Here is a 21652-nt window from a genome sequence, read left to right on the forward strand (position 1 = left end):
AGACTAGATCACGGCAACCTGTCCTGTCGAGACAGGCGGGGAGCCTCGGATTTGCTTATATTTCCCTGTTGTTTAGCCGCCTTTGCCGACCTTTGGGCATCTGGCCAACTGACGCGCTGTTCTGTCCCCGCGACAATCTGCCCTTGTGGCTTCAGCCCGCTGGACAAAAACGGGCTTCACGCATAAACCGAAATCCAAATGCCGGAGGAATTCGCTTGCTTGTTCGCCATGCGCTGTCGGGCCGGCGCGATGGAGCGGGGACAAAGCTCGGCCGCCGGCTCGGAAGAGGCGAAAGGATCAGGCACCCGTGAGCGCAACCGACACCCAGGATCCCAACCGTCGTGATTTTCTCTACGTCGCCACCGGCATGGCCGCAGTGGTTGGCGCAGGCGCCGTTGCCTGGCCCTTCATCGACCAGATGCGCCCCGATGCCTCGACGCTGGCGCTGGCCTCGGTCGAGGTCGACGTCGCCTCGCTGACGCCTGGCATGTCGCTGATCGTCAAATGGCGCGGCAAGCCGGTCGTGGTGCGCAACCGCACCGAGCAGGAGATGAAGGACGGCGAGGCCGTGAACCTTGCCGACCTCAAGGATCCTATTGCCCGCAACGCCAATCTGCCCGCCGATGCGCCGGCGACCGACGCCAACCGCACCACGCCCGGCAAGGAAGCCTGGATGGTGATGGTGCAGGTCTGCACGCATCTGGGGTGCATTCCGCTTGGCCAGGAAGGCGATTTCGGCGGCTGGTTCTGCCCGTGCCACGGTTCGGTGTACGATACCGCCGGCCGCATCCGCAAAGGCCCGGCGCCGGAAAACATGGCCGTGCCGGTATTCAAGTTCATTTCCGATACCAAAATCCTTATCGGTTGAGGCAGGGGATAATTCGATGAGCGAGGGACACTCGACCTATACGCCCAAGACCGGTATCGAACGCTGGTTCGACGCCCGCATGCCGCTGCCGCGCATGGTCTATGACAGCTTCATCGCCTATCCGGTGCCGCGCAACCTTAACTATGCGTGGACCTTCGGCGGCATCCTCACGATCATGCTGGTGGCGCAGATCCTGACCGGTATCGTGCTGGCCATGCACTATACCGCCGACACCAACCTCGCCTTCAATTCGGTCGAGAAGATCATGCGCGACGTCAATTCGGGCTGGCTGTTGCGCTACATGCATTCCAACGGCGCCTCGTTCTTCTTCGTCGCCGTCTACATCCACATCTTCCGCGGGCTTTATTACGGCTCCTACAAGGCGCCGCGCGAGCTGCTGTGGATCCTCGGCTGCATCATCTATCTGCTGATGATGGCGACCGGCTTCATGGGCTATGTGCTGCCTTGGGGTCAGATGAGCTTCTGGGGCGCCACCGTCATCACCGGCTTCTTCAGCGCCATTCCGCTGGTCGGCAACTGGATCCAGGAACTGCTGCTCGGCGGTTTCGCCGTCGACAACCCGACGCTCAACCGCTTCTTTGCGCTGCACTATTTGCTGCCGTTCATGATCGCCGGCGTCGTCGTGCTGCACGTCTGGGCGCTGCACGTGGTCGGCCAGTCGAACCCGACCGGCATCGAGGTGAAATCGAAGACCGACACCGTTGCCTTTACGCCCTATGCGACCATCAAGGATGCATTCGGCATGATCGTGTTCCTGTTCTTCTTCGCCTATTTCGTCTTCTACCTGCCGAACTTTCTCGGCCATCCGGACAATTACACGATCGCCAACCCGCTGAAGACGCCGGCCCACATCGTGCCGGAATGGTACTTCCTGCCGTTCTACGCGATCCTGCGCGCGATCACCTTCAACATCGGGCCGATCAACTCCAAGCTCGGTGGCGTGCTGTGCATGTTCGGCGCCATCGTCATGCTGTTCCTGGTGCCGTGGCTCGACACCTCCAAGGTGCGCTCGGCGGTCTACCGGCCCTGGTACAAGCTGTTCTTCTGGCTGTTCGTCGCCGACGCTGTCCTGCTTGGCTGGCTTGGCTCGCAGCCGGCGGAAGGCGGCGGTCTGTTGACCCTCCTGATAGGTGAGGTCTCGGGCAACTACGTTGGCTACGCTCAAGCGGCGACACTGTTCTACTTCGCCTTCTTCCTCGTCATCCTGCCGGTGCTTGGCCTGATCGAGACGCCACGCAGACTGCCGAATTCGATCACCGAGGCGGTGCTGGAGAAGAACAAGGGTGCCGGAGGGGGACATCCGGCCGGTGCGACCGCGGCGCCGGAAACCAAAGGCTGAGTGAGAATCTAAGGGGATTTGGCATGAAAAAGATTCTCACCTCGCTCGCCCTGCTAGGCGTGTTTGCCGCTGGCATCGGAGCCGTCGGCAGTGTGGCGATCGCCGCTGAAGAGGCGCACAACGCGGCGGCACCGACGCATTTCCCGATCCACGAGCCGAAGGAGATGGACTGGACTTTTGCCGGTCCGTTCGGCACCTACGACAAGGCGCAGCTGCAGCGTGGCTTGAAGGTCTACAAGGAAGTCTGCTCGGCCTGCCACTCGATGAATCTGGTGGCGTTCCGCACGCTGGAGGACCTCGGCTATTCTGAAGCGCAGATCAAGTCCCTGTCGGCCGAGTACACCATCCATGATGGACCCAACGATGCCGGCGACATGTTCGACCGCCCGGGCAAGCCGTCCGACCATTTCCCGGCGCCGTTCGCCAATGAGGAGGCGGCTGCCGCTTCCAACGGCGGCGCTGCCCCACCGGATATGTCGCTGCTGGCCAAGGCGCGCGGCGTCGAGCGCGGCTTCCCGCGCTTCGTCTTCGACATCTTCACGCAATACGCGCAGGGCGGCCCGGACTACATCCATTCTCTGCTGACAGGCTACGACGAGACGCCACCTGCCGGCATGGTGATCCCCGAAGGCACCCACTACAATCCATACTTCATGTCCGGCGTGTCGCTGAAGATGCCCAAGCCGCTCTCCGACGGCCAGGTGACCTACGATGACGGTTCGCCGCAGACGATCGACCAGTATTCGCGCGACGTCTCGGCGTTCCTGATGTGGGCGGCCGAGCCGCATATGGAAGACCGCAAGAAGACCGGCTTCCGCGTGCTGGTGTTTCTGCTTCTGTTCGGGGCGCTGATGTATCTGACCAAGCGCAAGGTGTGGGAAGGCGTGGCGCACTAAGCCGCATCTTATTCCTCGGAAATGGAAAGGGCGTCTTCGGACGCCCTTTTTGCTTGCCAAACCGGACATGGTTCGCATCTTGGCGCAGCAGCCGTCCAGTAAGAAGTCCGTTGGCACGCCGCCATGCGATTGGTATTGCACGCGCGCCCGGCGGATCGCCGGCTAAAGGGGCATTTGGGATCGATGATGCGGCTACGCGACTGTCACAACTTTTCCGATTTCCGGCGCATGGCCCAGCAGCGGTTGCCGGGGCCAATCTTCAACTACATCGATGGCGCGGCCGACGATGAGGTCACCTATCGCCGCAACACCGAGAGCTTCGAGCGCTGCGACCTCGTTCCCAACGTGCTGCGCGGGGTAAGCGAGATCGACATGTCGGTGACGGTGATGGGCCAGAAGCTGGCCATGCCCGTCTATTGCTCGCCGACCGCCTTGCAGCGGCTGTTCCATCATCAAGGCGAGCGCGCGGTGGCCAAGGCTTCGGCCAAATTCGGCACGATGTTCGGCGTGTCCTCGCTCGGCACTGTCAGTCTTGAGGAAGCGCGCAAGATCAGCAGCAGCCCGCAGGTCTACCAGTTCTATTTCCACCGGGATCGCGGCCTCAACCGGGCGATGATGCAGCGGGCGAAAGCGGTTGGAGTCGAAGTGATGATGCTGACCGTCGACAGCATCACCGGAGGCAACCGCGAGCGCGACAAGCGCACCGGCTTTGCCATCCCGTTCAAGCTCAACCTTGCCGGCATGCTGCAGTTCGCGCTGAAGCCGGGTTGGGCGATCAACTATTTCACCCATGAGGGATTCAAGCTGCCGCAGCTCGACGAGCATGTCGACATGGGCGCCGGCACGATGTCGATCAGCCGCTACTTCACCGAGATGCTCGATCCGTCGATGACCTGGGACGATGTTGCCGAGATGGTCAGACTGTGGGGAGGTCCGTTCTGTCTCAAGGGCGTCATGTCGGTGGAGGATGCCAAGCGCGCCGTCGAGATCGGCTGCAGCGGCATTGTGCTGTCCAACCACGGCGGCCGGCAGCTGGACGGCTCGCGGGCGGCGTTCGACCAGCTGGCCGAGATCGTCGATGCCGTCGGCGACAGAATAGACGTCATCATGGATGGCGGCGTGCAGCGCGGCACCCATGTGCTGAAGGCGCTGTCGCTCGGCGCCAAGGCTGTTGGCGTCGGCCGCTACTATCTGTTCCCCTTGGCGGCGGCCGGACAGCCGGGCGTCGAGCGGGCGCTGGAGCAGATGCGGGTCGAGATCGAGCGCGGCATGAAGCTGATGGGCTGCAGTTCGATCGAACAATTGTCGCGCAACAACCTCCGTTTCAGGTAATCTCGACCCATGAAATCCTCGCTCGAAGACACGCTGCTCGCCGCGATCCGCACCATTCCGGACTACCCCAAGCCCGGCGTCCTGTTTCGCGACATCACCACTTTGCTCGGCAATGCGCGCGCCTTCCGCCGCGCCATCGACGAGCTGGTGCATCCCTATGCCGGCCAGAAGATCGACAAGATCGCCGGCATCGAGGCACGCGGCTTCATCCTCGGCGGTGCGGTCGCGCACCAGCTTTCGGCCGGTTTCGTGCCGATCCGCAAGAAGGGCAAGCTGCCTTACGAGACGGTACGCGTCGCCTACAGCCTGGAATACGGGCTGGACGAGATGGAGATGCACAAGGACGGCGTTGCGCCGGGCGAGAAGGTGATCCTGGTGGACGACCTGATCGCGACCGGCGGCACGGCGGAGGCGGCGGTCAAGCTGCTGAGGCAGATCGGCGCCGATATTCTTGCCGCGTGCTTCGTCATCGACCTGCCGGATCTCGGCGGACGGGCGAAGCTCGAAGCGCTGGGCGTGCCGGTGCGGACGTTGATCGGGTTTGAGGGGCATTAGGGAGTAGGGAGTAGGGAGTAGGGAGTAGGGAGTAGGGAGTAGGGAGGGAAGCTCCGCATTCCGTGCAAGGCGCAGCACCCACTGCTGCCTAATCCCTACTGCCTAAACCCTAGCCCTACCCAGCCTTCACCAGCACCGCGCTGTCGAACTCCAGCACCTTGTCGCCTGCCGAATCGGAACCTTCCGAGCGCAGCGCCAGCAGGCGCCAGCCGGGGCGGGTGGCAAGCGGGCGGTGGGACAGGGCCGTGCGCATGAAGGTGACGGTTTCGCCGGCATAGACCGGCTTTGGCCATTTCAGGTTCCTGAAGCCGGGGGACGGGCCGAATTCTGGTACCGGGCCGGGTCCGGTCCATTGAGAAGCGTCCATAGGATTTTTGAGATTGAGCTTCATCCAGGTGGCCGCGGTGTGCCAGCCTGAGGCGCAGAGGCGGCCGAACACGCTTTTCTTCGCCGCCTCCTCGTCGACATGAAAGACCTGTGGATCGTATTTGCAGGCGAACGCCTTGATCGCCTCGGCTTCGAATGTGTGCGAACCGAGGTTGATGGTATCGCCGATGCGGAAGAACGCGTCGAGGCTCATGCGCCGGCCTCGCGGGTCAAGAACATGACAGTGTTCTCAAGTTCGAAGACGCTTTCACCGCGCTGGTTGAACAGTTCGCTGCGCAAGGTGACGAGGCCGAGCTGAGGCCTGGATTTCGACAGGCGCCTGGCAAGCACGCTGGTGCTGCCGGCCAGTGTGTCGCCGGCCAGCACCGGCTTCTTCCATTTGACCTGGTCGATGCCGGGCGCGCCTTGCGCGGTCGAGTCGAGCAGGAAGGCGTCGCACAGCATGCGCATGAAGATCGCGCAGGTGTGCCAGCCGGAGGCGGCCAAGCCGCCAAGGATGCTGGCCTTGCCGGCGGCTTCGTCGAGATGCATCGGCTGCGGGTCGAATTCGGTGGCGAATTCGATGATTTCGGCCGCACTCACCTGCTTGGCGCCGAGGTCGATCGATGCGCCCTCGGTGAAATCCTCGTAGGCCCAGCTTTTTGCGGTCATGATCCCAATCCGGTTGTACGATCACCGGGCATCCGGATGCCGTCCGGGCGGCGTTTGGTCAAGCGAATTCTATTGGGCCTACAACCAGCCGCGGCGGCGGAAATACCAGAACGGCAGGATCGCCGACAGGATCATCAGGCCGATGGCGAAGGGATAGCCGAGCTCCCATTTCAGCTCCGGGATGACGTCGAAATTCATGCCGTAGATCGAAGCTACCAGCGTCGGCGGCAGGAAGATGACGGCGGCGACCGAGAAGATCTTGATTATGGCGTTCTGCTCGATCGAGATCATGCCGAGCGTCGCGTCGAGCAGGAACGAGATCTTCTGCGACAGGAAGGTGGCGTGGTCGGCGAGCGACAGCACGTCGCGCGACACGGTCTTGATGCGGGCGCGGATGTCCTTGCTCATCTTGATCTGGGTCGCGACATGGGCGAGGAAGCCAGTGAGGCGCTGCAACGAGATCAGGCTGTCGCGGATCGAGGAGGCGATGTCCTCCTTGCGGCCGATGGCCTTGAGCAGTTCCTGGAAATCGCGGTTGCGCTTGTTCACCTTGGTCGAGCGCGCTTCGAAGATATCGCGCGAGATCGTCTCGATGTCGCGGCCGGCGCGTTCGAGAATGTCGGCCAGCCGGTCGACGATCGCCTCCAGCAGGCCGATCAGGATGGTGTTGCCGGTGGTGCAGCCGGTCGCCACCTTCTCGGCGCGCAGCGGAAAGGTCTTGAACGCCTTCGGCTCATGATAGCGGATGGTGACCAGTCTCGGGCCGGCAAGCACAAAGGTAACCGGCGACATCAAGGGATCATCGATTTCGGTCTGCGCCGGCAGGGTGGCGGTCATGAAATAGGCGCCGTCCTCGATGTAGAGGCGGCTCGAAATCTCGATCTCCTCCATCTCCTCGCGCGTCGGGATGGCAACGCCGAGCCAGGTTTCGATCGTTGCTTCCTCTTCCTTGGTCGGGTTGAGAAGGTCGGCCCAGACGACCTGATCGCCATTGGCCACGAGATCGTCGGCGAGGCGCAGGCGATCATTGTCGACGACGAAGGCCTTGATCATCGTCGGTCTCCCTTGGCGGATTAAAGGGTGCGTTCAGATTGACGCGTCGTGTCAGATTGCACGGCTCTTCGCCGCGTGAGCCGACCGTGCGCCCGCCGCTTAGACTTGTGAGGTGACAAAATCAAGACAGGCGACCGAATGGCAGGACGGGCTCCGGCCGCTTGAAAACCCTTGTCGAGGGGCTGATACCGTTGCCGCTGTTGGACGTGGTCTATCTCCCCCAAGCTCGTCGTGGTACAGCCGACCCAAAAGCCTCGTTGTGAACAAATTCCTAGAGTATTTCTTAGAGTGACGTTTACAATGTCTATGCCACTCTTCCATCAACACGGAAGGTGATTTGATGGCCGAAACATCAATCGAATGGACAGATGCGACCTGGAACCCGGTCGCCGGCTGCACCATCCTCACTGCCGGATGTACAAATTGCTACGCGATGAGGATGGCTGCTCGGCTGGAGGCCATGGGAGTCGACAAGTATGCGGGGGTGACACGCAAAACCGGCGGCAAAGCGAAATGGACAGGCAAGATTAAGCTCGATCACGCATCGCTTTCTGTTCCGCAAGAATGGAAGAAACCCAAGCGTGTCTTCGTAAACTCAATGTCGGATCTCTTCCATGCGGAAGTGCCAACGGCCTTCATCGCTGAGATATGGCAGGTCATGGCAGCTACGCCTCGCCACACTTATCAAATTCTGACAAAGCGGCCCGATAGGATGTCGGAAGTACTTTCCTCCCCCGAGTTTAATGTGCTTCCGAACGTCTGGCTCGGCACCAGTGTCGAAGATAGTCGTGTGCTGTACAGGCTGGATGAACTCCGGGCGGTTCCTGCGGCCGTGAGATTTGTTTCATTCGAACCCCTGATCGGCTCTGTCGCCGGCGCCAATCTTAAAAGCATTCACTGGGCAATCGTCGGAGGCGAAAGCGGACCGCAGGCTAGGCCGCTAGACACCCGATGGGTGGACGAGATTTTCGACCAATGCACCGATGCGGACACAGCGTTCTTCTTCAAACAGTGGGGCGGCAAGAACAAGAAGGTGACAGGCCGCACCTATCGTGACCGGCTTTGGGACGATCTTCCCGATTTGAGAATATGAGAGGCCATCTTTGTCGCTAGTGCGACTGCGGCCGGACTAGTGTTTGACACAGCGAAAAAAAGTGAAGCCAGTGGCGCGCCGCCTTTGTGATGAAGGCGAACTGGGTCCAAAACAGCCCCTTTGAATACTGTGCGCAGGCGCTCCTTCACGTAGGATTCGATAGCGTTCACATCCGCTCGTCGAACTGCTTGCCCGTTCGTTTCGAATAGGTCTTGGCGCGCACCTTCGTGACCATACCAACGCTCCCGCCAATCGGTTGCTCCTAGAACGCGATCCAGGCTTGCCTGCTTGCTCGGATCGAGCTTTGCTGGGTCATGGGGAGCATTTCGGTAGAGACCTGATAACGGAAAGAAATACCAACAGTCTAAGGCTTCTGTTGCTGCGATGGCCTTTACCGTGTTCCAGGAAACCTCCATGCCGTAGGGATCGAGAAAGACAACGCCACGAATTCCACGGCCGACAGTCTCCGGTCCGCGCCAATTTGTGCGCTTGCAAAGGCGCTGGACAAGATCGTTAGCATCCCCGTTTCGAGCAATTATCTTGCGATCGGGATACTCAGAGATCAGCTCCTCGAGCTGCGCAAAACGGGAATTATCTTGTTCGATCAGCACGATAGAATGCATCGGCGGGTCGACCTCGATTGCAATCCTGGCTGATCCCCGTGTGGTTACTTCTTCTGGTTCTGCCATTTCGGAACCGAAGAGAGGAAGACCGGGGCGGACTTCTGTACGGGTCCCCGAGCCGGCAAAAGCGTCGATGTAAACGCAAGCGAAATCCTGATCGCGCAAAGCGATAGCGAAGGCTTGGAGATATTCCTGTAAGCAACGGAGCTTTTTAGGGGTGTCTGGCCCCCCAAAGACGTGTGTTACCATCGTCGTCATCCTCCACCCTCGTACATCGATACGCAGAATGAGTGGAGTGTCTAGGAGGAACTATGTCATAGGGGTGTATTTATTGCGCATAGAGGCTGAATGATTTCGTCTACCCAGATATCGACCGCCGTATCGGTGCGCTTTACAGTATCGGGGATGCCATCCTGCAATCTCGTGCCCACTGCGGGTGTAGGCGCCTGCCTTCGCCTACATGGCCGCGCCCCATGGGTGACGCGATTTCCATCAAATCAGGTGTTGAACTTGAACAGCAGCACGTCGCCGTCCTGGACGACATATTCCTTGCCTTCGTCGCGCGCCTTGCCGGCCTCCTTGGCCGCCACTTCGCCGCCCAGCGTGACGTAGTCGTTATAGGCGATGGTCTGGGCGCGGATGAAGCCGCGCTCGAAGTCGGTGTGGATGACGCCGGCGGCCTGCGGGGCCTTGTCGCCCTTGTGGATGGTCCAGGCGCGCGTCTCTTTCGGCCCGGCGGTGAAATAGGTGATCAGGTGCAACAGATCATAGCCGGCGCGGATGACCTTGTTGAGGCCAGGTTCGTCGAGGCCGAGCGAGGACAGGAACTCCATCTCTTCCTCGTCGGAGAGCTGGGCGACTTCGGCCTCGATCGCGGCTGAGATCACCACGGTGCCGGCGCCCTGCGCGGTCGCCATCTTTTCCACGGCCCTGGTGTGCTCGTTGCCGGTGGCGGCGTCGGCTTCGGCGACGTTGCATACATAGAGCACGGGGTGCGAGGTCAAGAGGTTCAGTCCCTGCAGGATGCGCAGGTCTTCCGCTGAAATGCCCTTGAGCAGGATGCGGGTCGGCTTGCCGGCCTGGAGGAGCTCGAGTGCTGCCTCCATCATCGGCAGCACGGTGGTTGCTTCCTTGTCCTTGCTGCCGGCGCGCTTGCGGATCTGCACGATGCGGCGCTCGAGGCTGTCGAGGTCGGCGAGCATCAGCTCGGTCTCGACCGTATCGGCGTCGGCGACAGGGTCGATCTTGCCCTCGACATGGGTGATGTCGTCATCCTCGAAACAGCGCAGCACATGCACGATGGCGTCGACCTCACGGATGTTGGCGAGGAACTGGTTGCCCAGCCCTTCGCCCTTGGAGGCGCCGCGCACCAGGCCGGCAATGTCGACGAAGGAGATGCGGGTCGGGATGATCTCCTTAGACTTGGCGATTGCGGCGATCTTCTGCAGCCGCGGATCGGGCACCGCCACCTCGCCGGTGTTCGGTTCGATGGTGCAGAACGGATAGTTGGCGGCCTGCGCCGCCGCCGTCCTGGTCAACGCGTTGAAAAGCGTCGACTTGCCGACGTTGGGCAAGCCAACGATGCCGCATTTGAAACCCATGTGTCCGGTCCTATCGGGAAACTAGAAATTTGATGAGGGCTATGGGCGATAGGGGTGAGCAACGTCAAGCCCCGCGGTCCCGATCCTATCGACGCTCAGTCCTTCTTGCCGAACAGTTTCTTCAGCATGGCGGCCATAGGGCCGCTTTCCGGCAGCTTGGCCGCCGCCTGCTGTGGCCGTGCCTGGCGGATGTGGCTTTGAGCCTTTGGACCTTCAGCCTTCGGCGCCTTGGGCGGCGGCCGGTCGTCGTCGCTGGTCGGCACCAGCTTGTCGCGCAGGGCCAGAGTAATGCGGTTCATGAAGGAACTGTCGTCGCCCTTGGCCAGCAGCCCGGCATCGTCGGCGATGGTGTCGAGCAGCACGTCCAGCCACTCGCGATCGGCCTTGGCGAAGTCGCCGAGAACATGGCCATGCACCATTTCCCGGACGCCGGGGTGTCCGACGCCGATGCGCACGCGGCGAAAATTCTTGCCGACATGCTGGTCGAGCGAGCGGATGCCGTTGTGGCCGCCGGCGCCGCCGCCGACTTTGACCCGCAATTTGCCGGCCGGCAGGTCGATCTCGTCGTAGAAGACGGTCAGCGCCTCGGGGCCGAGCTTGTAGAAGCGCAAGGCTTCGCCGATCGGCTGTCCCGACAGGTTCATGAAGGTCTGCGGCTTGATCAGGAGAATCTTTTCGCCGGCAATCGTGCCTTCGGCGATCAGGCCCTGGAACTTCTTCGACCAGGGCGAAAACGAATGGCGGCGGGCAATTGCGTCCGCCGCCATGAAGCCGACATTGTGCCGGTTATCAGCGTATTTCGCGCCCGGATTGCCGAGGCCTGCAAAGACAAGCATCGTGAACTCCGGGCCCGAAAATTACTTCTCTTCGGCAGCAGGAGCCGCCGCTTCGGGGGCTGCCGCTTCCGTCGTCTCTTCCGTCTCCGGCTTCATCGCCGAGGAGCCGGCAATGGTCGCGATGGTGAAGTCGCGATCGGAGATCACCGGCTTGACGCCGGCCGGCAAGGTAACCGCCGAGATGTGGATCGAATCGCCAATGTCGGCGCCGGTGAGATCGACGGTGATGAATTCCGGGATTGCATTGGCCGGGCAGTGGAACTCGACTTCATGACGCACGATGTTGAGCACGCCGCCGCGTTTGATGCCGGGCGACTTGTCTTCATTGATGAAGTGGACAGGCACGTCGACGTTGACCTCGGTGTCCTTGCCGATGCGCAGGAAGTCGACATGGACCGGGAAATCCTTGACCGGGTCAAGCTGGAAATCCTTGGGCAGAACCTGGATTTTCTTGCCGTCGACATCGATCGTGGCGATCGTGGTCAAAAACCCGCCGCCATGGATTTTGTAGAAGACGTCCTTATAGTTCAGCGCAATCGCCAGGGGAGGCTGTCTGTCGCCGTAGATAACTGCAGGCACTTTACCGTTGCGGCGAACTGCACGGGCGGACCCCTTACCGACCTGTTCGCGCGCTTCGGCCTTGAGCTCGTAAGTATCGTGGCTCATGGCATTTCCTTTCGCGTTTTATGGAGCGTTTGCGGTGGCAGTGTGCCTGGACCGTAAACGTCGAAAGCCGCCAGGCCTGGATGTCCGAATGCCAGAAACCGCATACGCGGAGCTTTGTTCGGGATCACAAGGGAAGGCAGCCTTCCGCCGCGTTGCCTCCAAGGGTGTCTACGCGGGTGGCGGCTCTATAGCGGAAGGCGGGCAGGCGTGCAAGCCATGGCGGGCAAGGGTGGCCGATGCCTGCGTTGGGCGCCGCATTGCGCTCAGGCCGGCAGGTCGGTGGGCGGATTTGATCCGTTTCCCTTGGCGCCACCGAGCGTGGACAGAGCGCTCAGCAGTTTCGTCCGGTCCTTGCCGATCATGAGCACGCCGCTGTCGGGCGCCAGCAGCGCCGAGAACGGCAGCATGGCGGCGCCGATCGAGGACGCTTCGGGGCCGAATTGCCCCGGCACGATCTCCGGCGCCACGATGCCGATGGCGCTGGCCTGGTTGAACTGGGCCTGCACCCTTGCCAGCAGTTCGAGATGGATCGGCCTGGGCAGGATCGAGTCGAGAACGATGGCCTCGATATCGATGATGGAGGTGATGGCGATGATCGCCTCGACCAGCGCGCTCGCGCAATCGTCGATCCATTCGAACAAGGGCGCGCGCGCCTCGGGCGGCAACGGATCGAGCTCTCGCACGCGGTTGATCACCACGCCGCGCGACCTCAGGTGATTGACCAGCACATAGATCGAGGCGCGATGCAGCAGGCTCTGGTAGCGCGCAGGCTTCGCCGCCACCGAATCGAGGCTTGAGGGCGAGACCGGCAAGGGTCCGAGGGCAGCGCTGTTGCCATGCGGCCCGGTATGGACCCTGCCGCCTTGCACCAGGCCGCCGCCGACAAAAGTGTCGATCGAGATGTGCATGAAATCGCGGAAGCGGGCGCCGGCGCCCTGGACAAGTTCGGCCAGCGCCGCCGACGTGGCGTCGTTTTCCACGAACACCGGCGTCTTCGCCGGCGTGGCAAAGCATGTCGTCAGGTCGATCGCCTCCCAGCGGCTGCCGAGATCGTCGGGAAAGCCGAGTTCCTCGCTCCAGCCGCCGAGGAAATAGGGTGAGGCAATGCCGACGCCGACGATGCTGGCATCGCCAAGCCCATCCACCAGCTTTTCGAAGGTGGCCAGCGCCATGTTGCCGGCCTTCAGCACCAGATCAGGATCGGGGAAGCGGTATTCGTGCGACTCTCTTGCGCGGATTTCACCGGCGAAGTCGACCAGAACGGCTTCAAGCGCACGCCGGCCGATCTTGATGCCGACGCTGTAGATGCGTTCCGGTGTCAGCCGGTAAAGCGTGGAGGGCGATCCGCGTTGCCCGAACCTTTTTCCCACTTGCTTTACGAATCCGGATGATTCCAAGCCGTCGACGATGGCAGCGACGGCCGCCGGCGTCAGGCTGGCCGCGCGCGCCAGATCGGACTTGGAGGCTTCCTTGAGGCGACGGATGGCGTCGAGCACGAAACGCTCGTTGTAGTGGCGAACTTTGACAGAATTGCTGCCTTTCCCTGACAAAACCCGCGTCTCCTCAAATGTCGCCGTTCTTACCGCAAGAGGCCGAAACCACCTTCGGCCGAAGCATCCTGCGATGCCTGTGCGAGAGGCGACAGTGCGCGTCGGAACCATGGAAGTCAATTTTGCCGTTGCGCCTTTGCGCTATTTAATATAGCAAATTGAAAAAATAACTAGTCAGGGAGGAGACGTGCTGCACTCGGGCACACAAAGCGAAGCCGACGCTGCGGTGGTGCGGGCTGTTCCTGTTGCCCTGGTTCAGGCGACGAAGGCTTTCGGCGGCACGATTGCGCTCAAGGACGCCTCCTTCGAATTGCGCTCCGGCGAGGTGCTGGCGCTGCTTGGCGAAAACGGCGCCGGCAAGAGCACCTGCGTGAAGCTTCTGGCCGGTGTGCATTCTCCCACCAGCGGTCATGTCGAGGTTGACGGCAAATCAGCCGTCTTCCATTCGCCGCATGACGCGCAGGCGGCCGGCATTGCGGTCATGCACCAGCATCCTGGCCTGTTTCCCGATCTGTCGGTGGCGGAGAACATCTATCTCGGCCACATGCCGCGCGACCGCTTTGGCGGCATCGACAATGCCGCCATGCTGGCCGGCGCCCGCAAGGTGCTGGCCACCGTCGGGCTCGATGTGCCGGCGGCAACGCGGCTGGGAACACTGCGTACCTCTGAACAACAATTGGTCGAGATCGCCCGCGCGCTGTCGCTGGATGCCCGCGTGCTGATCATGGACGAACCCACGGCCGCATTGTCGCAACGCGAGGTCGAGCGGCTGTTTTCCGTCGTTGCCGATCTCAGGCTGCACGGCGTGGCGATGATGTTCGTCGGCCACCGCATGGATGAAATCTTCCGCATCGCCGACCGCATCGCGGTGCTGCGTGACGGGCGCCTGATCGGCGTCAAGCCGAAGGCCGAGCTTGGCCGCGCTGCCGCCATCAGCATGATGGTCGGGCGTGAAGTCACCGACCTCTATCCCGAACGGCGCCATGCCTCAGGCGCGCTGGTGCTGGAGGCGAAGGGACTTTCGCGCGCCGGCGGGTTTGCCGGTATCGACCTCAAGCTTCACGCCGGCGAGGTGCTGGGGCTTGGCGGCCTGGTCGGCAGCGGACGCACCGAGATTGCGCGCGTGCTGTTCGGTATCGACCGGCCCGACGCCGGCGAAATCCTGATCGACGGCAAGCCCGTGCAGTTCGCCTCGGCGCGCGACGCCATGGATGCGCGCATCGCCTATGTGTCGGAAGATCGCATGGGCCAGAGCCTGGTGATGGATTTCTCCATCCTCGACAATGCGGTGCTACCTGTTCTCGACAAGGCCGCACAACGCGGTCTCTACGGCACCGACCGCGCCATCGGTCTGGTGGCGGACTGGCTGAAGCGCATGAAGCTGCGCTTTTCCGGCTACGGGCAGCCGGTGAAAGAGTTATCCGGCGGCAACCAGCAGAAGGTGGTGCTGGCCAAATGGCTGCGCACCGAGCCGCGCTTGCTCATCCTCGACGAGCCGACGCAAGGCATCGATGTCGGTACCAAGGCGGAAGTGCATGCAATGATCGCTGACCTTGCCGCGCAAGGCATGGCGATCCTGCTGATCTCGTCAGAGATGCCCGAGCTGATCGGCATGTGCGACCGCATTATCGTGCTGCGCGAAGGCCGCCAGACTGCCGAGTTTTCGCGCGGGCAAGCCACGCAGGAAAAGGTACTGGAAGCGGCGACCAGGACCGATGAACGTGCCGGCCAGGCAGCGCAGATAGAACGCGCCGCCGAGGAGGAAAAGGCAAAAGGACCGTTCGATTTTCTGAAGCGGCGGGAATTCGGCCTGCTTGCGGCGATGCTCGCCGTCGCCATTCCGGTCACCATCATCAACCCGCGCATGGTGAGCGCGGCGAACCTCACCGCTGTGTCGATGGACGCGGCCTTGCTGATTGTCGCCGCACTGGCGCAGATGCTGGTGCTGATCACCCGCAACATCGACCTGTCGATCGCAGCTGTGATCGGCCTCTCCGCCTATATGGCGGCCAGCATGGTTCAGGCCTATCCCGGATTGGACATCGGCATCGGCCTGATCACCGCCTGCGCGGTCGGCGGCTTTGCCGGACTGCTCAACGGCCTAGTCGTTACCAGGGGAAAGATCCCGGCCATCGTCGTTACGCTGGCTTCGATGTCGATCTTCCGCGGTTTCAACTCGATCTGGGCGGCGGGCGACCAGGTCAGCGCCGACGAAGTCACGCAAGCCTGGCTCGACATGACCGGGCTGAAGATCGCAGGCGTGCCGCTGATCGTCATCATCGCTATTGTCATCCTGTGCGCCGGCTATGTGCTGCTCTATCGCACCGCAACCGGGCGCGAGCTGTTTGCCACCGGCTCCAATCCCGACGGCGCACGGCTGATCGGCATCCCGGTCGACCGGCGCATCCTGCTGGCCTTCGGCATGGCCGGCCTGCTCGGCGGTCTGTGCGGGGCGCTGTGGGCATCGCGCTATGCCACCATCGATGCCCGCGTCGCGCTCGGCTTCGAACTCACGGTGATCGCCTCTGCAGTGGTCGGCGGCGTCGCCATCCGCGGCGGCTCGGGCACGCTGCTCGGCATCATCCTTGGCGCGCTCACTCTCTTGGTCATCAAGAACGGGCTGACGCTGGTGCGTGTCGACCCGCTCTGGCTGCAGGGCGTCTATGGCCTGGTGATCCTGGTTGCCATCGGCATCGACACCTTCATCGTGCGGCGTGCCGAACAGGCAAGACAGGCGAGGGCGAGATGAGAAAGTTTATCCGCTCGATCGACTTCTGGGATTTGCTGCTGGCGACCGCCTGCCTCGCCGTCTTTATCTATGCGGCGGTCTTCGTGCCGAATTTCGTTTCCGGCTTTAACCTTTCTCAGCTGGGGGCGAGCGCCTCGGAAAAGGCGTTGCTGATCCTGCCGATGACGCTGCTCATCATCACCCGCGAGATCGACCTGTCGATCGCCTCGGTGCTGGCGTTGACATCCGTGATTTTTGGCCTGCTTGTCCAGGCCGGCGTGCCGACGCTGGCCGCCATTCCGCTGACGCTCGTCTTCGGCGGCCTGCTCGGCGCCTTCAACGGCTATCTGGTGTCGGGCCTCGGGTTGCAGTCGCTGGTGGTGACGCTCGGCACCATGGCGCTGTATCGGGGCATTGGCTACATCCTGCTCGGCACCGGTTCGGTCAACATATTGCCGCCGGCGGTTGTCGATTTCGGCATCAGCAATCTGCCGGGCACACAAATCCCGTGGACCATCGTGCCGTTCCTGCTGCTGGCGCCGATCTTCGCGGTGGTGCTGCAGAAGACGCCGACCGGCAAGCGCATCTATGCGCTTGGCGGCAGCCCCGAAGTGGCGCGCTATTCCGGCATTGACACGCGCCAAATGGTGCTGAAGCTTTTCGTCGTTTCGGGCCTCGTCGCGGCCATCGCCGGCATCGTCTACACCGCGCGCCTCTCCAACGCCCGCGCCAACAATGCGCTCGGCATGGAGCTCGATGTCATCACCATCGTGCTGCTCGGCGGCGTCAGCGTCTTCGGTGGTAAGGGGCGGCTCACGGGGGTCATGCTGGCGCTGCTGTTGATCGCCATCATCCGAAATGTGCTGGCGCTCAACCAGATCGGCGGCGACGCTCAAGGCATGATCATCGGCCTGCTTCTGATCGGCTCGCTGCTGGTCGGCAATTACTGGCGCTCCCTGGAGGAGCGGCTGTCAAGATCGCGCGTCCTGCGCGAAACCAAGGGGTGATCTCGGGCCCCTTTCTTCAAGCCCGAATTCTGACGGAGGAGACACAATGAAAGCGTTTAGAATAGCCCTGCTCACATCCGCGGTTCTGCTTGCGCCGGCCTCGCTGGCATACAGCCAGGAATGCGCCAAGGAACCTGTAACGGTCGGCTTCCTGCCCAAGCTCGACACCGATCCCTACTTCAAGGTGGCTTTCGGCGGCGCCGAGGAGGCTGCGAAGGAAATTGGCGGCACCGCCACCCAGGTCGCCCCGTCGCAGGCGACGGCCGAGGCACAGATCGAATTCATCAACAGCCTTGTGTCGCAGAAGGTCGGGGTCATCGCTATCGCCGGCAACGACGCCAATGCGGTTGCGCCTGCGCTGAAGCGCGCCGTTCAGCAAGGCGTCCGGGTGATATCGTACGATTCCGACGTCGCGGCCGATGCGCGCGCGGTGTTCGTGAACCAGGTGAAGGGCGACAGTCTGGCCGAAATGATGCTGGAAAGCGCATTCAACCTCAGCGGCGGCGAAGGCGAGTTCGCCATCCTGTCGTCGACGCCGACGGCGACCAACCAGAACGCCTGGATCGACTTCATGAAGGCGAAGATGGCGGCAGAGCCGAAATACGCCAAGATGAAACTGGTGCAGGTCGCCTATGGCGAGGAGAGCGAGCAGGTCAACCAGCAGCAGGCCTTGGCGCTGGTGCAGGCGTTTCCGGATCTCAAGGTGATCATCGTGCCGGCAGGCATTGGCCTTCCGGCGGCCGCGCGCGCACTCGAGGAAGCCGGCATGATCGGCAAGGTCAAGCTGACCGGCCTTGCGCCGGCCACTTTGATTTCGAAATACATCAAGGATGGCGCTGCCCAGGATATCTGGTGGAATGTCACCGATCTCGGCTACCTGACCTATCAGGCGGCCCAGGCGCTAGCGCAGTGCAAGATCACCGGCAAGGAAGGTGAGAAGTTCACGGCGGGCAGGCTCGGCGAATACACGATCGGGGCCAGCGGCGAACTGATCCTTGGCCCGGCCAAGATCGTGACGCCGGAAAACCTGGCCGAGTTCAAGTTCTAAGCCTCCCAAGGCCCGGCGGGCGCCGGTTCAAGCCGGCGCCCGCTCGTTCAATTGTCAGTCGAAAAGCGTGAGGGCGACGATGAAACTCTTGCTGGCAGGCGAGACCTTCGCGGCGACGACGTCGGTCGCTGCCGGCGGCGACGTTCTGACAAGTGCGACATGGGTGAATGGCGCGACGGCCTTCAATGCCGCCCTTGCCGCAGAGGGCATAGCGGTGACGCAGATCGGTGGCGATCGCTGTGCGGCCGAATTTCCGTATGACCTCGACGCGCTGGCCGAATACCAGGCGGTGGTGATCTCCGATGTCGGCGCGCTGACCTTGCTGGTCACGCCGGAGGCCCGCGCCGGGCGCATCGGCGTCAACCGACTCGACGTCCTCAAGGCCTATGTCGAAGGCGGCGGCGGGCTGATGCTGGCCGGAGGCTATATGGGATTCCAGGGTATGTTCGGCACGGCGCGTTTCCACGACACGCCGGTGGAGGACGTGCTGCCCGTGCGCTGCCTGCCATTCTCGGATGGGTTGGAAGTGCCGCAAGGCCTGCAGCCGTCGATCCTTCAGGCGTCGCATCCAATCCTTGCCGGTGTCGCGGGCCCGTTGCCGCCGATCCTCGGCATGAACAAACTCGATTTCAGGCGCGACGGCTCGTCCCAGCTTCTGGCGACCTGCCAGTATCGCGGCACCGACTGGCCGCTGCTGGCGGTTCGTGAGCATGGCCGTGGCCGCACCGTCGCGTGGGCGACAGACATCGGCCCGCACTGGCTGTCGCAGGATTTTTTGGGATGGCCGCTCTACGGCATATTGATGGCCAACATCATGCGCTGGCTGGCCGGCAAGGATTAAGCCTGGCGTGTTTGTAGGGCAGCTAGTCCGGCTTGCTGCTCAACGCTTCGCGCAGCGCCTGGATCCGCCGATTCAAGGCATCGAGATCAGCCATCGTCATGCCCGAGCGTTCGATCAGGGTTTCGTTGAGGCAGTTGCACTGGACGAGCAGCGCGCGGCCGGCAGGCGTCAGGTCGACCTGCACTTGGCGCTCGTCCGTCTGGCTGCGCTGGCGGGTGACGAGACCGGCCTGTTCCATGCGCTTCAACAGCGGCGTGATGGTGCTCGATTCCAAAGCGAGCCTGTGCGCAATCGAGCCGACCGACATCCCGCCGGCTTCGGCAAGTGCGTTCAGCACGAGATATTGCGGATAGGTGATGCCCATCTCGTCCAGCATGGGCTTGTAGGTGCGATTGATTGCCATGCTGGTGGCGTAAAGCGTGAAGCAGAGCTGGTTGTCCAACGGGAGAGGCACGAGGCATTCCTTTGCCGACTGAGCACATCAATATGTACCACGAAAAATGATATCGCGATATATTTTTCTGTAGACAAGGATTTGGACCTGCGCTAGTCTTATGGTTATCGCGATATTGATTATCGCGGAAGCAATCAATGGAGAGCGAGATGACCAAGCCCGGCAGCAGCACGATCACCACCAAGGACGGCACCGAAATTTTCTACAAGGATTGGGGAACGGGACAACCCATCGTCTTCCATCACGGCTGGCCGCTGAGCAGCGACGACTGGGACGCCCAGATGCTGTTCTTCCTGTCCAAGGGCTACCGCGTCATTGCCCATGACCGGCGCGGCCATGGCCGCTCGACCCAGACCGATACCGGCAACGAGATGGATACGTATGCCGCCGATGTCGCGGAACTTGCGGCGCATCTCGACCTCAGAGACGCCATCCATGTCGGCCATTCCACCGGTGGCGGCGAAGTGGCCCGTTATGTCGCGAAGTACGGCTCCGGTGGCCGTGTCGCCAAGGCCGCATTGCTCGGCGCGGTGCCGCCGATCATGCTGAAGACGGCGGCCAATCCGGGTGGCCTGCCGATCGAGGTGTTCGATGGTTTCCGCTCCGCCCAGGCAGCCAACCGCGCCCAGTTTTTCCACGATGTTGCGGCCGGCCCGTTCTACGGCTTCAACCGCCCCGGCGCCCAGGTGTCGCAGGCTGTCGTCGAGAATTGGTGGCGCCAGGGCATGATGGGCGGCACCAAGGCGCATTACGATTGCATCAAGGCGTTCTCGGAAACCGACTTCACCGACGATCTGAAGGCCATCGAGGTGCCGGTGCTGGTGATGCATGGCGACGACGACCAGATCGTTCCGATCGCCGACTCCGCGCTGCTGGCTGTCAAGCTGCTCAAAAAGGGCGAGCTCAAGGTCTACAAGGGCTTCCCGCACGGCATGGCGACGACCCATGCCGATGTCATCAATGCCGACCTGCTGGCGTTCTTCAAGGCGTAGAATCGTTCAGTTGAATAGACATCGTCCAGTTGGATAGGCAAGGCACCCGCCGCCGGGCGGGTGCATTTGCTTTCGTCGAAATGTCAGCGGGACAGTGCCTATTTATCGAGAAAACCAGTGATCAGTTTGACGGTGTCGTCGGGGTTTTCCTCCATGATCCAGTGTCCGGAAGCGGGCACGATGCCGCCCGTGACATCGGTCGCAACAAGCCGCAGGAGATCGGCCTGCGTGGTGCCGGCGGATTTTTCACCGCCGACAGCCAGCACCGGCATGGTCAGTTTGCCGCCGGCGGCAAGCATCGCCTGGTTGTCGATCGCGTCCTGGTCAAACGCCTTGAACTGCTCGAAAGCGTCATGCATCGCATGCGGGCGGGCATAGAGTCTGGCGTAGTGCTTGCGCGTGGCCTCGTCGATCTTCTTGGGGTCTGCCGACAGTTCGTTGTAGAAGCGATCGAGATAGATGCGCTCGCGCCCTGCGACCAGCCGCTCCATATCCGGGCCGCGGAAGTTGAAGTGCCAAAGCAGCGGGCTTTGCTTGATCTTTTCCCAATCGCCGATGCCGGGCAGCGGCGCATCGATGATGACCCATTTGGTGATGCGCTTGGGATACTGAGCGGCGAGCGCATAGCCGACCATGTTGCCGATGTCGTGGGTGACGAGATCTGCCTTGTCGATCTTCAGGGCATCCAACACGCCGGCGATGTCGACGGCCTGGTTCTTCTTGGCGTAGCCCGCTTCCGGGTGGGCCGACAGACCCATGCCGCGCAGGTCCGGCACGATGACGGTGTGGTCCTTTGCGAGGGCGATGGCCGCGGCGCCCCACATGTCTCCGGTATCGGCAAAGCCGTGCAGCAGCACGACGGCGGGACCCTTGCCGCCAACGCGCACATAGAGTTTGGTGCCGTTGGTTCCGACGGACTGCGTCTTGAAACCCGGCGGAAAGGGAACGATGCGTGCCGTCGCCGGCAAGGTAACAAGAAGCACACCCAATACGGCCAATACGATCTTGCGCATGTCATCCCCCAGAGACGTCGAAGGCCCCAAGCCTTCGTTGATGACTATCTCTAGCAGGCTTTTCAACCAGCGCATGGTGAAAGAATCACAGAGGGCGC

At 62.1% G+C, this 21652-nt stretch carries 21 protein-coding genes; 11 read left to right on the forward strand and 10 right to left on the reverse strand.

What is annotated here, in order from left to right; translation table 11 throughout:
* Nucleotides 1-307 precede the first annotated feature (307 nt).
* The 5 genes from petA (at nt 308) to NKI88_RS10835 (ending at nt 5011) form a co-directional block, all read left to right on the forward strand.
* On the forward strand, nt 308-868 hold the full coding sequence (gene petA / locus NKI88_RS10815; RefSeq protein WP_023670027.1) for a ubiquinol-cytochrome c reductase iron-sulfur subunit: 561 nt from the start codon (nt 308-310) through the stop codon (nt 866-868).
* 16 nt (nt 869-884) lie between these two features.
* The gene (locus tag NKI88_RS10820) at nt 885-2228 is read left to right on the forward strand and encodes a cytochrome b (protein WP_023670028.1); all 1344 of its coding nucleotides are present in this window, start codon (nt 885-887) and stop codon (nt 2226-2228) included.
* A 23-nt stretch (nt 2229-2251) separates the two neighbouring features.
* A complete protein-coding gene (locus NKI88_RS10825; protein WP_023670029.1) occupies nt 2252-3124 on the forward strand; it encodes a cytochrome c1 in 873 nt (290 codons plus the stop codon).
* A 186-nt stretch (nt 3125-3310) separates the two neighbouring features.
* Entirely contained in the window at nt 3311-4456 is a 1146-nt protein-coding gene (locus NKI88_RS10830) for an alpha-hydroxy acid oxidase (RefSeq protein ID WP_023741061.1), read from the forward strand.
* A 9-nt stretch (nt 4457-4465) separates the two neighbouring features.
* Nucleotides 4466-5011 (forward strand): adenine phosphoribosyltransferase, encoded by a 546-nt coding sequence (locus NKI88_RS10835; protein ID WP_352655068.1) that lies wholly within the window; start codon nt 4466-4468, stop codon nt 5009-5011.
* A gap of 115 nt (nt 5012-5126) precedes the next feature.
* On the opposite strand, the gene NKI88_RS10840 is transcribed toward NKI88_RS10835, so the two are convergent.
* The 3 genes from NKI88_RS10840 to corA all read right to left on the reverse strand — a co-directional run bounded on the left by NKI88_RS10840 (nt 5127) and on the right by corA (nt 7102).
* Entirely contained in the window at nt 5127-5591 is a 465-nt protein-coding gene (locus NKI88_RS10840) for a MaoC family dehydratase (protein ID WP_023733357.1), read from the reverse strand.
* Complete coding sequence (locus NKI88_RS10845) at nt 5588-6049, reverse strand: MaoC family dehydratase (RefSeq protein WP_023670033.1); 462 nt, start codon at nt 6047-6049, stop codon at nt 5588-5590. Before NKI88_RS10845 ends, NKI88_RS10840 begins: the two co-directional genes overlap by 4 nt.
* A gap of 78 nt (nt 6050-6127) precedes the next feature.
* Nucleotides 6128-7102: a magnesium/cobalt transporter CorA gene (corA, locus tag NKI88_RS10850; RefSeq protein WP_352655070.1), complete on the reverse strand. Its 975-nt coding sequence runs from the start codon at nt 7100-7102 to the stop codon at nt 6128-6130.
* A gap of 340 nt (nt 7103-7442) precedes the next feature.
* On the opposite strand from corA, the gene NKI88_RS10855 reads away from it, so the two are divergent.
* Complete coding sequence (locus NKI88_RS10855; protein ID WP_023683701.1) at nt 7443-8195, forward strand: DUF5131 family protein; 753 nt, start codon at nt 7443-7445, stop codon at nt 8193-8195.
* Here the strand turns inward: NKI88_RS10855 and NKI88_RS10860 are convergent.
* The 5 genes from NKI88_RS10860 to NKI88_RS10880 form a co-directional block, all read right to left on the reverse strand.
* A complete protein-coding gene (locus NKI88_RS10860; RefSeq protein WP_084627161.1) occupies nt 8150-9076 on the reverse strand; it encodes a three-Cys-motif partner protein TcmP in 927 nt (308 codons plus the stop codon). The two genes, NKI88_RS10855 and NKI88_RS10860, sit on opposite strands and share 46 nt — an antisense overlap.
* Before the next feature lie 239 nt (nt 9077-9315).
* On the reverse strand, nt 9316-10419 hold the full coding sequence (ychF, locus tag NKI88_RS10865; protein WP_023683702.1) for a redox-regulated ATPase YchF: 1104 nt from the start codon (nt 10417-10419) through the stop codon (nt 9316-9318).
* 95 nt (nt 10420-10514) lie between these two features.
* The gene (gene pth / locus NKI88_RS10870; RefSeq protein WP_023683703.1) at nt 10515-11255 is read right to left on the reverse strand and encodes an aminoacyl-tRNA hydrolase; all 741 of its coding nucleotides are present in this window, start codon (nt 11253-11255) and stop codon (nt 10515-10517) included.
* Between the two features lie 21 nt (nt 11256-11276).
* Nucleotides 11277-11921 (reverse strand): 50S ribosomal protein L25/general stress protein Ctc, encoded by a 645-nt coding sequence (locus NKI88_RS10875; protein ID WP_023683704.1) that lies wholly within the window; start codon nt 11919-11921, stop codon nt 11277-11279.
* Between the two features lie 263 nt (nt 11922-12184).
* Complete coding sequence (locus tag NKI88_RS10880; protein WP_023825363.1) at nt 12185-13471, reverse strand: ROK family transcriptional regulator; 1287 nt, start codon at nt 13469-13471, stop codon at nt 12185-12187.
* A 187-nt stretch (nt 13472-13658) separates the two neighbouring features.
* Between NKI88_RS10880 and NKI88_RS10885 the strand changes: the two genes are divergently transcribed.
* The 4 genes from NKI88_RS10885 to NKI88_RS10900 all read left to right on the forward strand — a co-directional run bounded on the left by NKI88_RS10885 (nt 13659) and on the right by NKI88_RS10900 (nt 19095).
* The gene (locus tag NKI88_RS10885; RefSeq protein WP_352655074.1) at nt 13659-16220 is read left to right on the forward strand and encodes an ATP-binding cassette domain-containing protein; all 2562 of its coding nucleotides are present in this window, start codon (nt 13659-13661) and stop codon (nt 16218-16220) included.
* Nucleotides 16217-17206 carry an ABC transporter permease gene (locus NKI88_RS10890; protein ID WP_023831424.1) on the forward strand — a complete coding sequence of 330 codons (990 nt, stop codon included), beginning with the start codon at nt 16217-16219 and terminating at the stop codon, nt 17204-17206. Before NKI88_RS10885 ends, NKI88_RS10890 begins: the two co-directional genes overlap by 4 nt.
* A 46-nt stretch (nt 17207-17252) precedes the next feature.
* Complete coding sequence (locus NKI88_RS10895; protein ID WP_023828121.1) at nt 17253-18254, forward strand: rhamnose ABC transporter substrate-binding protein; 1002 nt, start codon at nt 17253-17255, stop codon at nt 18252-18254.
* Between the two features lie 79 nt (nt 18255-18333).
* Nucleotides 18334-19095 (forward strand): glutamine amidotransferase, encoded by a 762-nt coding sequence (locus NKI88_RS10900; protein ID WP_023828120.1) that lies wholly within the window; start codon nt 18334-18336, stop codon nt 19093-19095.
* Nucleotides 19096-19117: 22 nt separating this feature from the next.
* Here the strand turns inward: NKI88_RS10900 and NKI88_RS10905 are convergent, their stop codons facing one another.
* On the reverse strand, nt 19118-19549 hold the full coding sequence (locus NKI88_RS10905; RefSeq protein ID WP_023828119.1) for a MarR family winged helix-turn-helix transcriptional regulator: 432 nt from the start codon (nt 19547-19549) through the stop codon (nt 19118-19120).
* Nucleotides 19550-19698: 149 nt separating this feature from the next.
* Here NKI88_RS10905 and NKI88_RS10910 point away from each other — a divergent pair, with 149 nt between their 5' ends.
* Entirely contained in the window at nt 19699-20541 is an 843-nt protein-coding gene (locus NKI88_RS10910) for an alpha/beta fold hydrolase (RefSeq protein ID WP_155923731.1), read from the forward strand.
* A 98-nt stretch (nt 20542-20639) separates the two neighbouring features.
* Here the strand turns inward: NKI88_RS10910 and NKI88_RS10915 are convergent, their stop codons facing one another.
* Entirely contained in the window at nt 20640-21554 is a 915-nt protein-coding gene (locus NKI88_RS10915; protein WP_352497571.1) for an alpha/beta fold hydrolase, read from the reverse strand.
* Nucleotides 21555-21652 lie beyond the last annotated feature (98 nt).

Origin of the sequence: Mesorhizobium sp. M0317 (assembly GCF_040321555.1) — a bacterium.
In the GTDB taxonomy this organism is placed as follows: Bacteria; Pseudomonadota; Alphaproteobacteria; order Rhizobiales; family Rhizobiaceae; genus Mesorhizobium.

Excerpts from the sequence above, each read along its gene's own strand:
- ychF (WP_023683702.1), bottom strand. The coding sequence starts at position 10,419 with ATGGGTTTCAAATGCGGCATCGTTGGCTTGCCCAACGTCGGCAAGTCG.
- NKI88_RS10835 (WP_352655068.1), top strand. The coding sequence starts at position 4,466 with ATGAAATCCTCGCTCGAAGACACGCTGCTCGCCGCGATCCGCACCATT.
- NKI88_RS10890 (WP_023831424.1), top strand. The coding sequence starts at position 16,217 with ATGAGAAAGTTTATCCGCTCGATCGACTTCTGGGATTTGCTGCTGGCG.
- NKI88_RS10830 (WP_023741061.1), top strand. The coding sequence starts at position 3,311 with ATGCGGCTACGCGACTGTCACAACTTTTCCGATTTCCGGCGCATGGCC.
- corA (WP_352655070.1), bottom strand. The coding sequence starts at position 7,102 with ATGATCAAGGCCTTCGTCGTCGACAATGATCGCCTGCGCCTCGCCGAC.
- NKI88_RS10900 (WP_023828120.1), top strand. The coding sequence starts at position 18,334 with ATGAAACTCTTGCTGGCAGGCGAGACCTTCGCGGCGACGACGTCGGTC.
- NKI88_RS10895 (WP_023828121.1), top strand. The coding sequence starts at position 17,253 with ATGAAAGCGTTTAGAATAGCCCTGCTCACATCCGCGGTTCTGCTTGCG.
- NKI88_RS10820 (WP_023670028.1), top strand. The coding sequence starts at position 885 with ATGAGCGAGGGACACTCGACCTATACGCCCAAGACCGGTATCGAACGC.
- NKI88_RS10825 (WP_023670029.1), top strand. The coding sequence starts at position 2,252 with ATGAAAAAGATTCTCACCTCGCTCGCCCTGCTAGGCGTGTTTGCCGCT.
- NKI88_RS10845 (WP_023670033.1), bottom strand. The coding sequence starts at position 6,049 with ATGACCGCAAAAAGCTGGGCCTACGAGGATTTCACCGAGGGCGCATCG.
- NKI88_RS10860 (WP_084627161.1), bottom strand. The coding sequence starts at position 9,076 with ATGACGACGATGGTAACACACGTCTTTGGGGGGCCAGACACCCCTAAA.
- NKI88_RS10855 (WP_023683701.1), top strand. The coding sequence starts at position 7,443 with ATGGCCGAAACATCAATCGAATGGACAGATGCGACCTGGAACCCGGTC.
- NKI88_RS10910 (WP_155923731.1), top strand. The coding sequence starts at position 19,699 with ATGACCAAGCCCGGCAGCAGCACGATCACCACCAAGGACGGCACCGAA.
- pth (WP_023683703.1), bottom strand. The coding sequence starts at position 11,255 with ATGCTTGTCTTTGCAGGCCTCGGCAATCCGGGCGCGAAATACGCTGAT.
- NKI88_RS10840 (WP_023733357.1), bottom strand. The coding sequence starts at position 5,591 with ATGAGCCTCGACGCGTTCTTCCGCATCGGCGATACCATCAACCTCGGT.
- NKI88_RS10915 (WP_352497571.1), bottom strand. The coding sequence starts at position 21,554 with ATGCGCAAGATCGTATTGGCCGTATTGGGTGTGCTTCTTGTTACCTTG.
- NKI88_RS10875 (WP_023683704.1), bottom strand. The coding sequence starts at position 11,921 with ATGAGCCACGATACTTACGAGCTCAAGGCCGAAGCGCGCGAACAGGTC.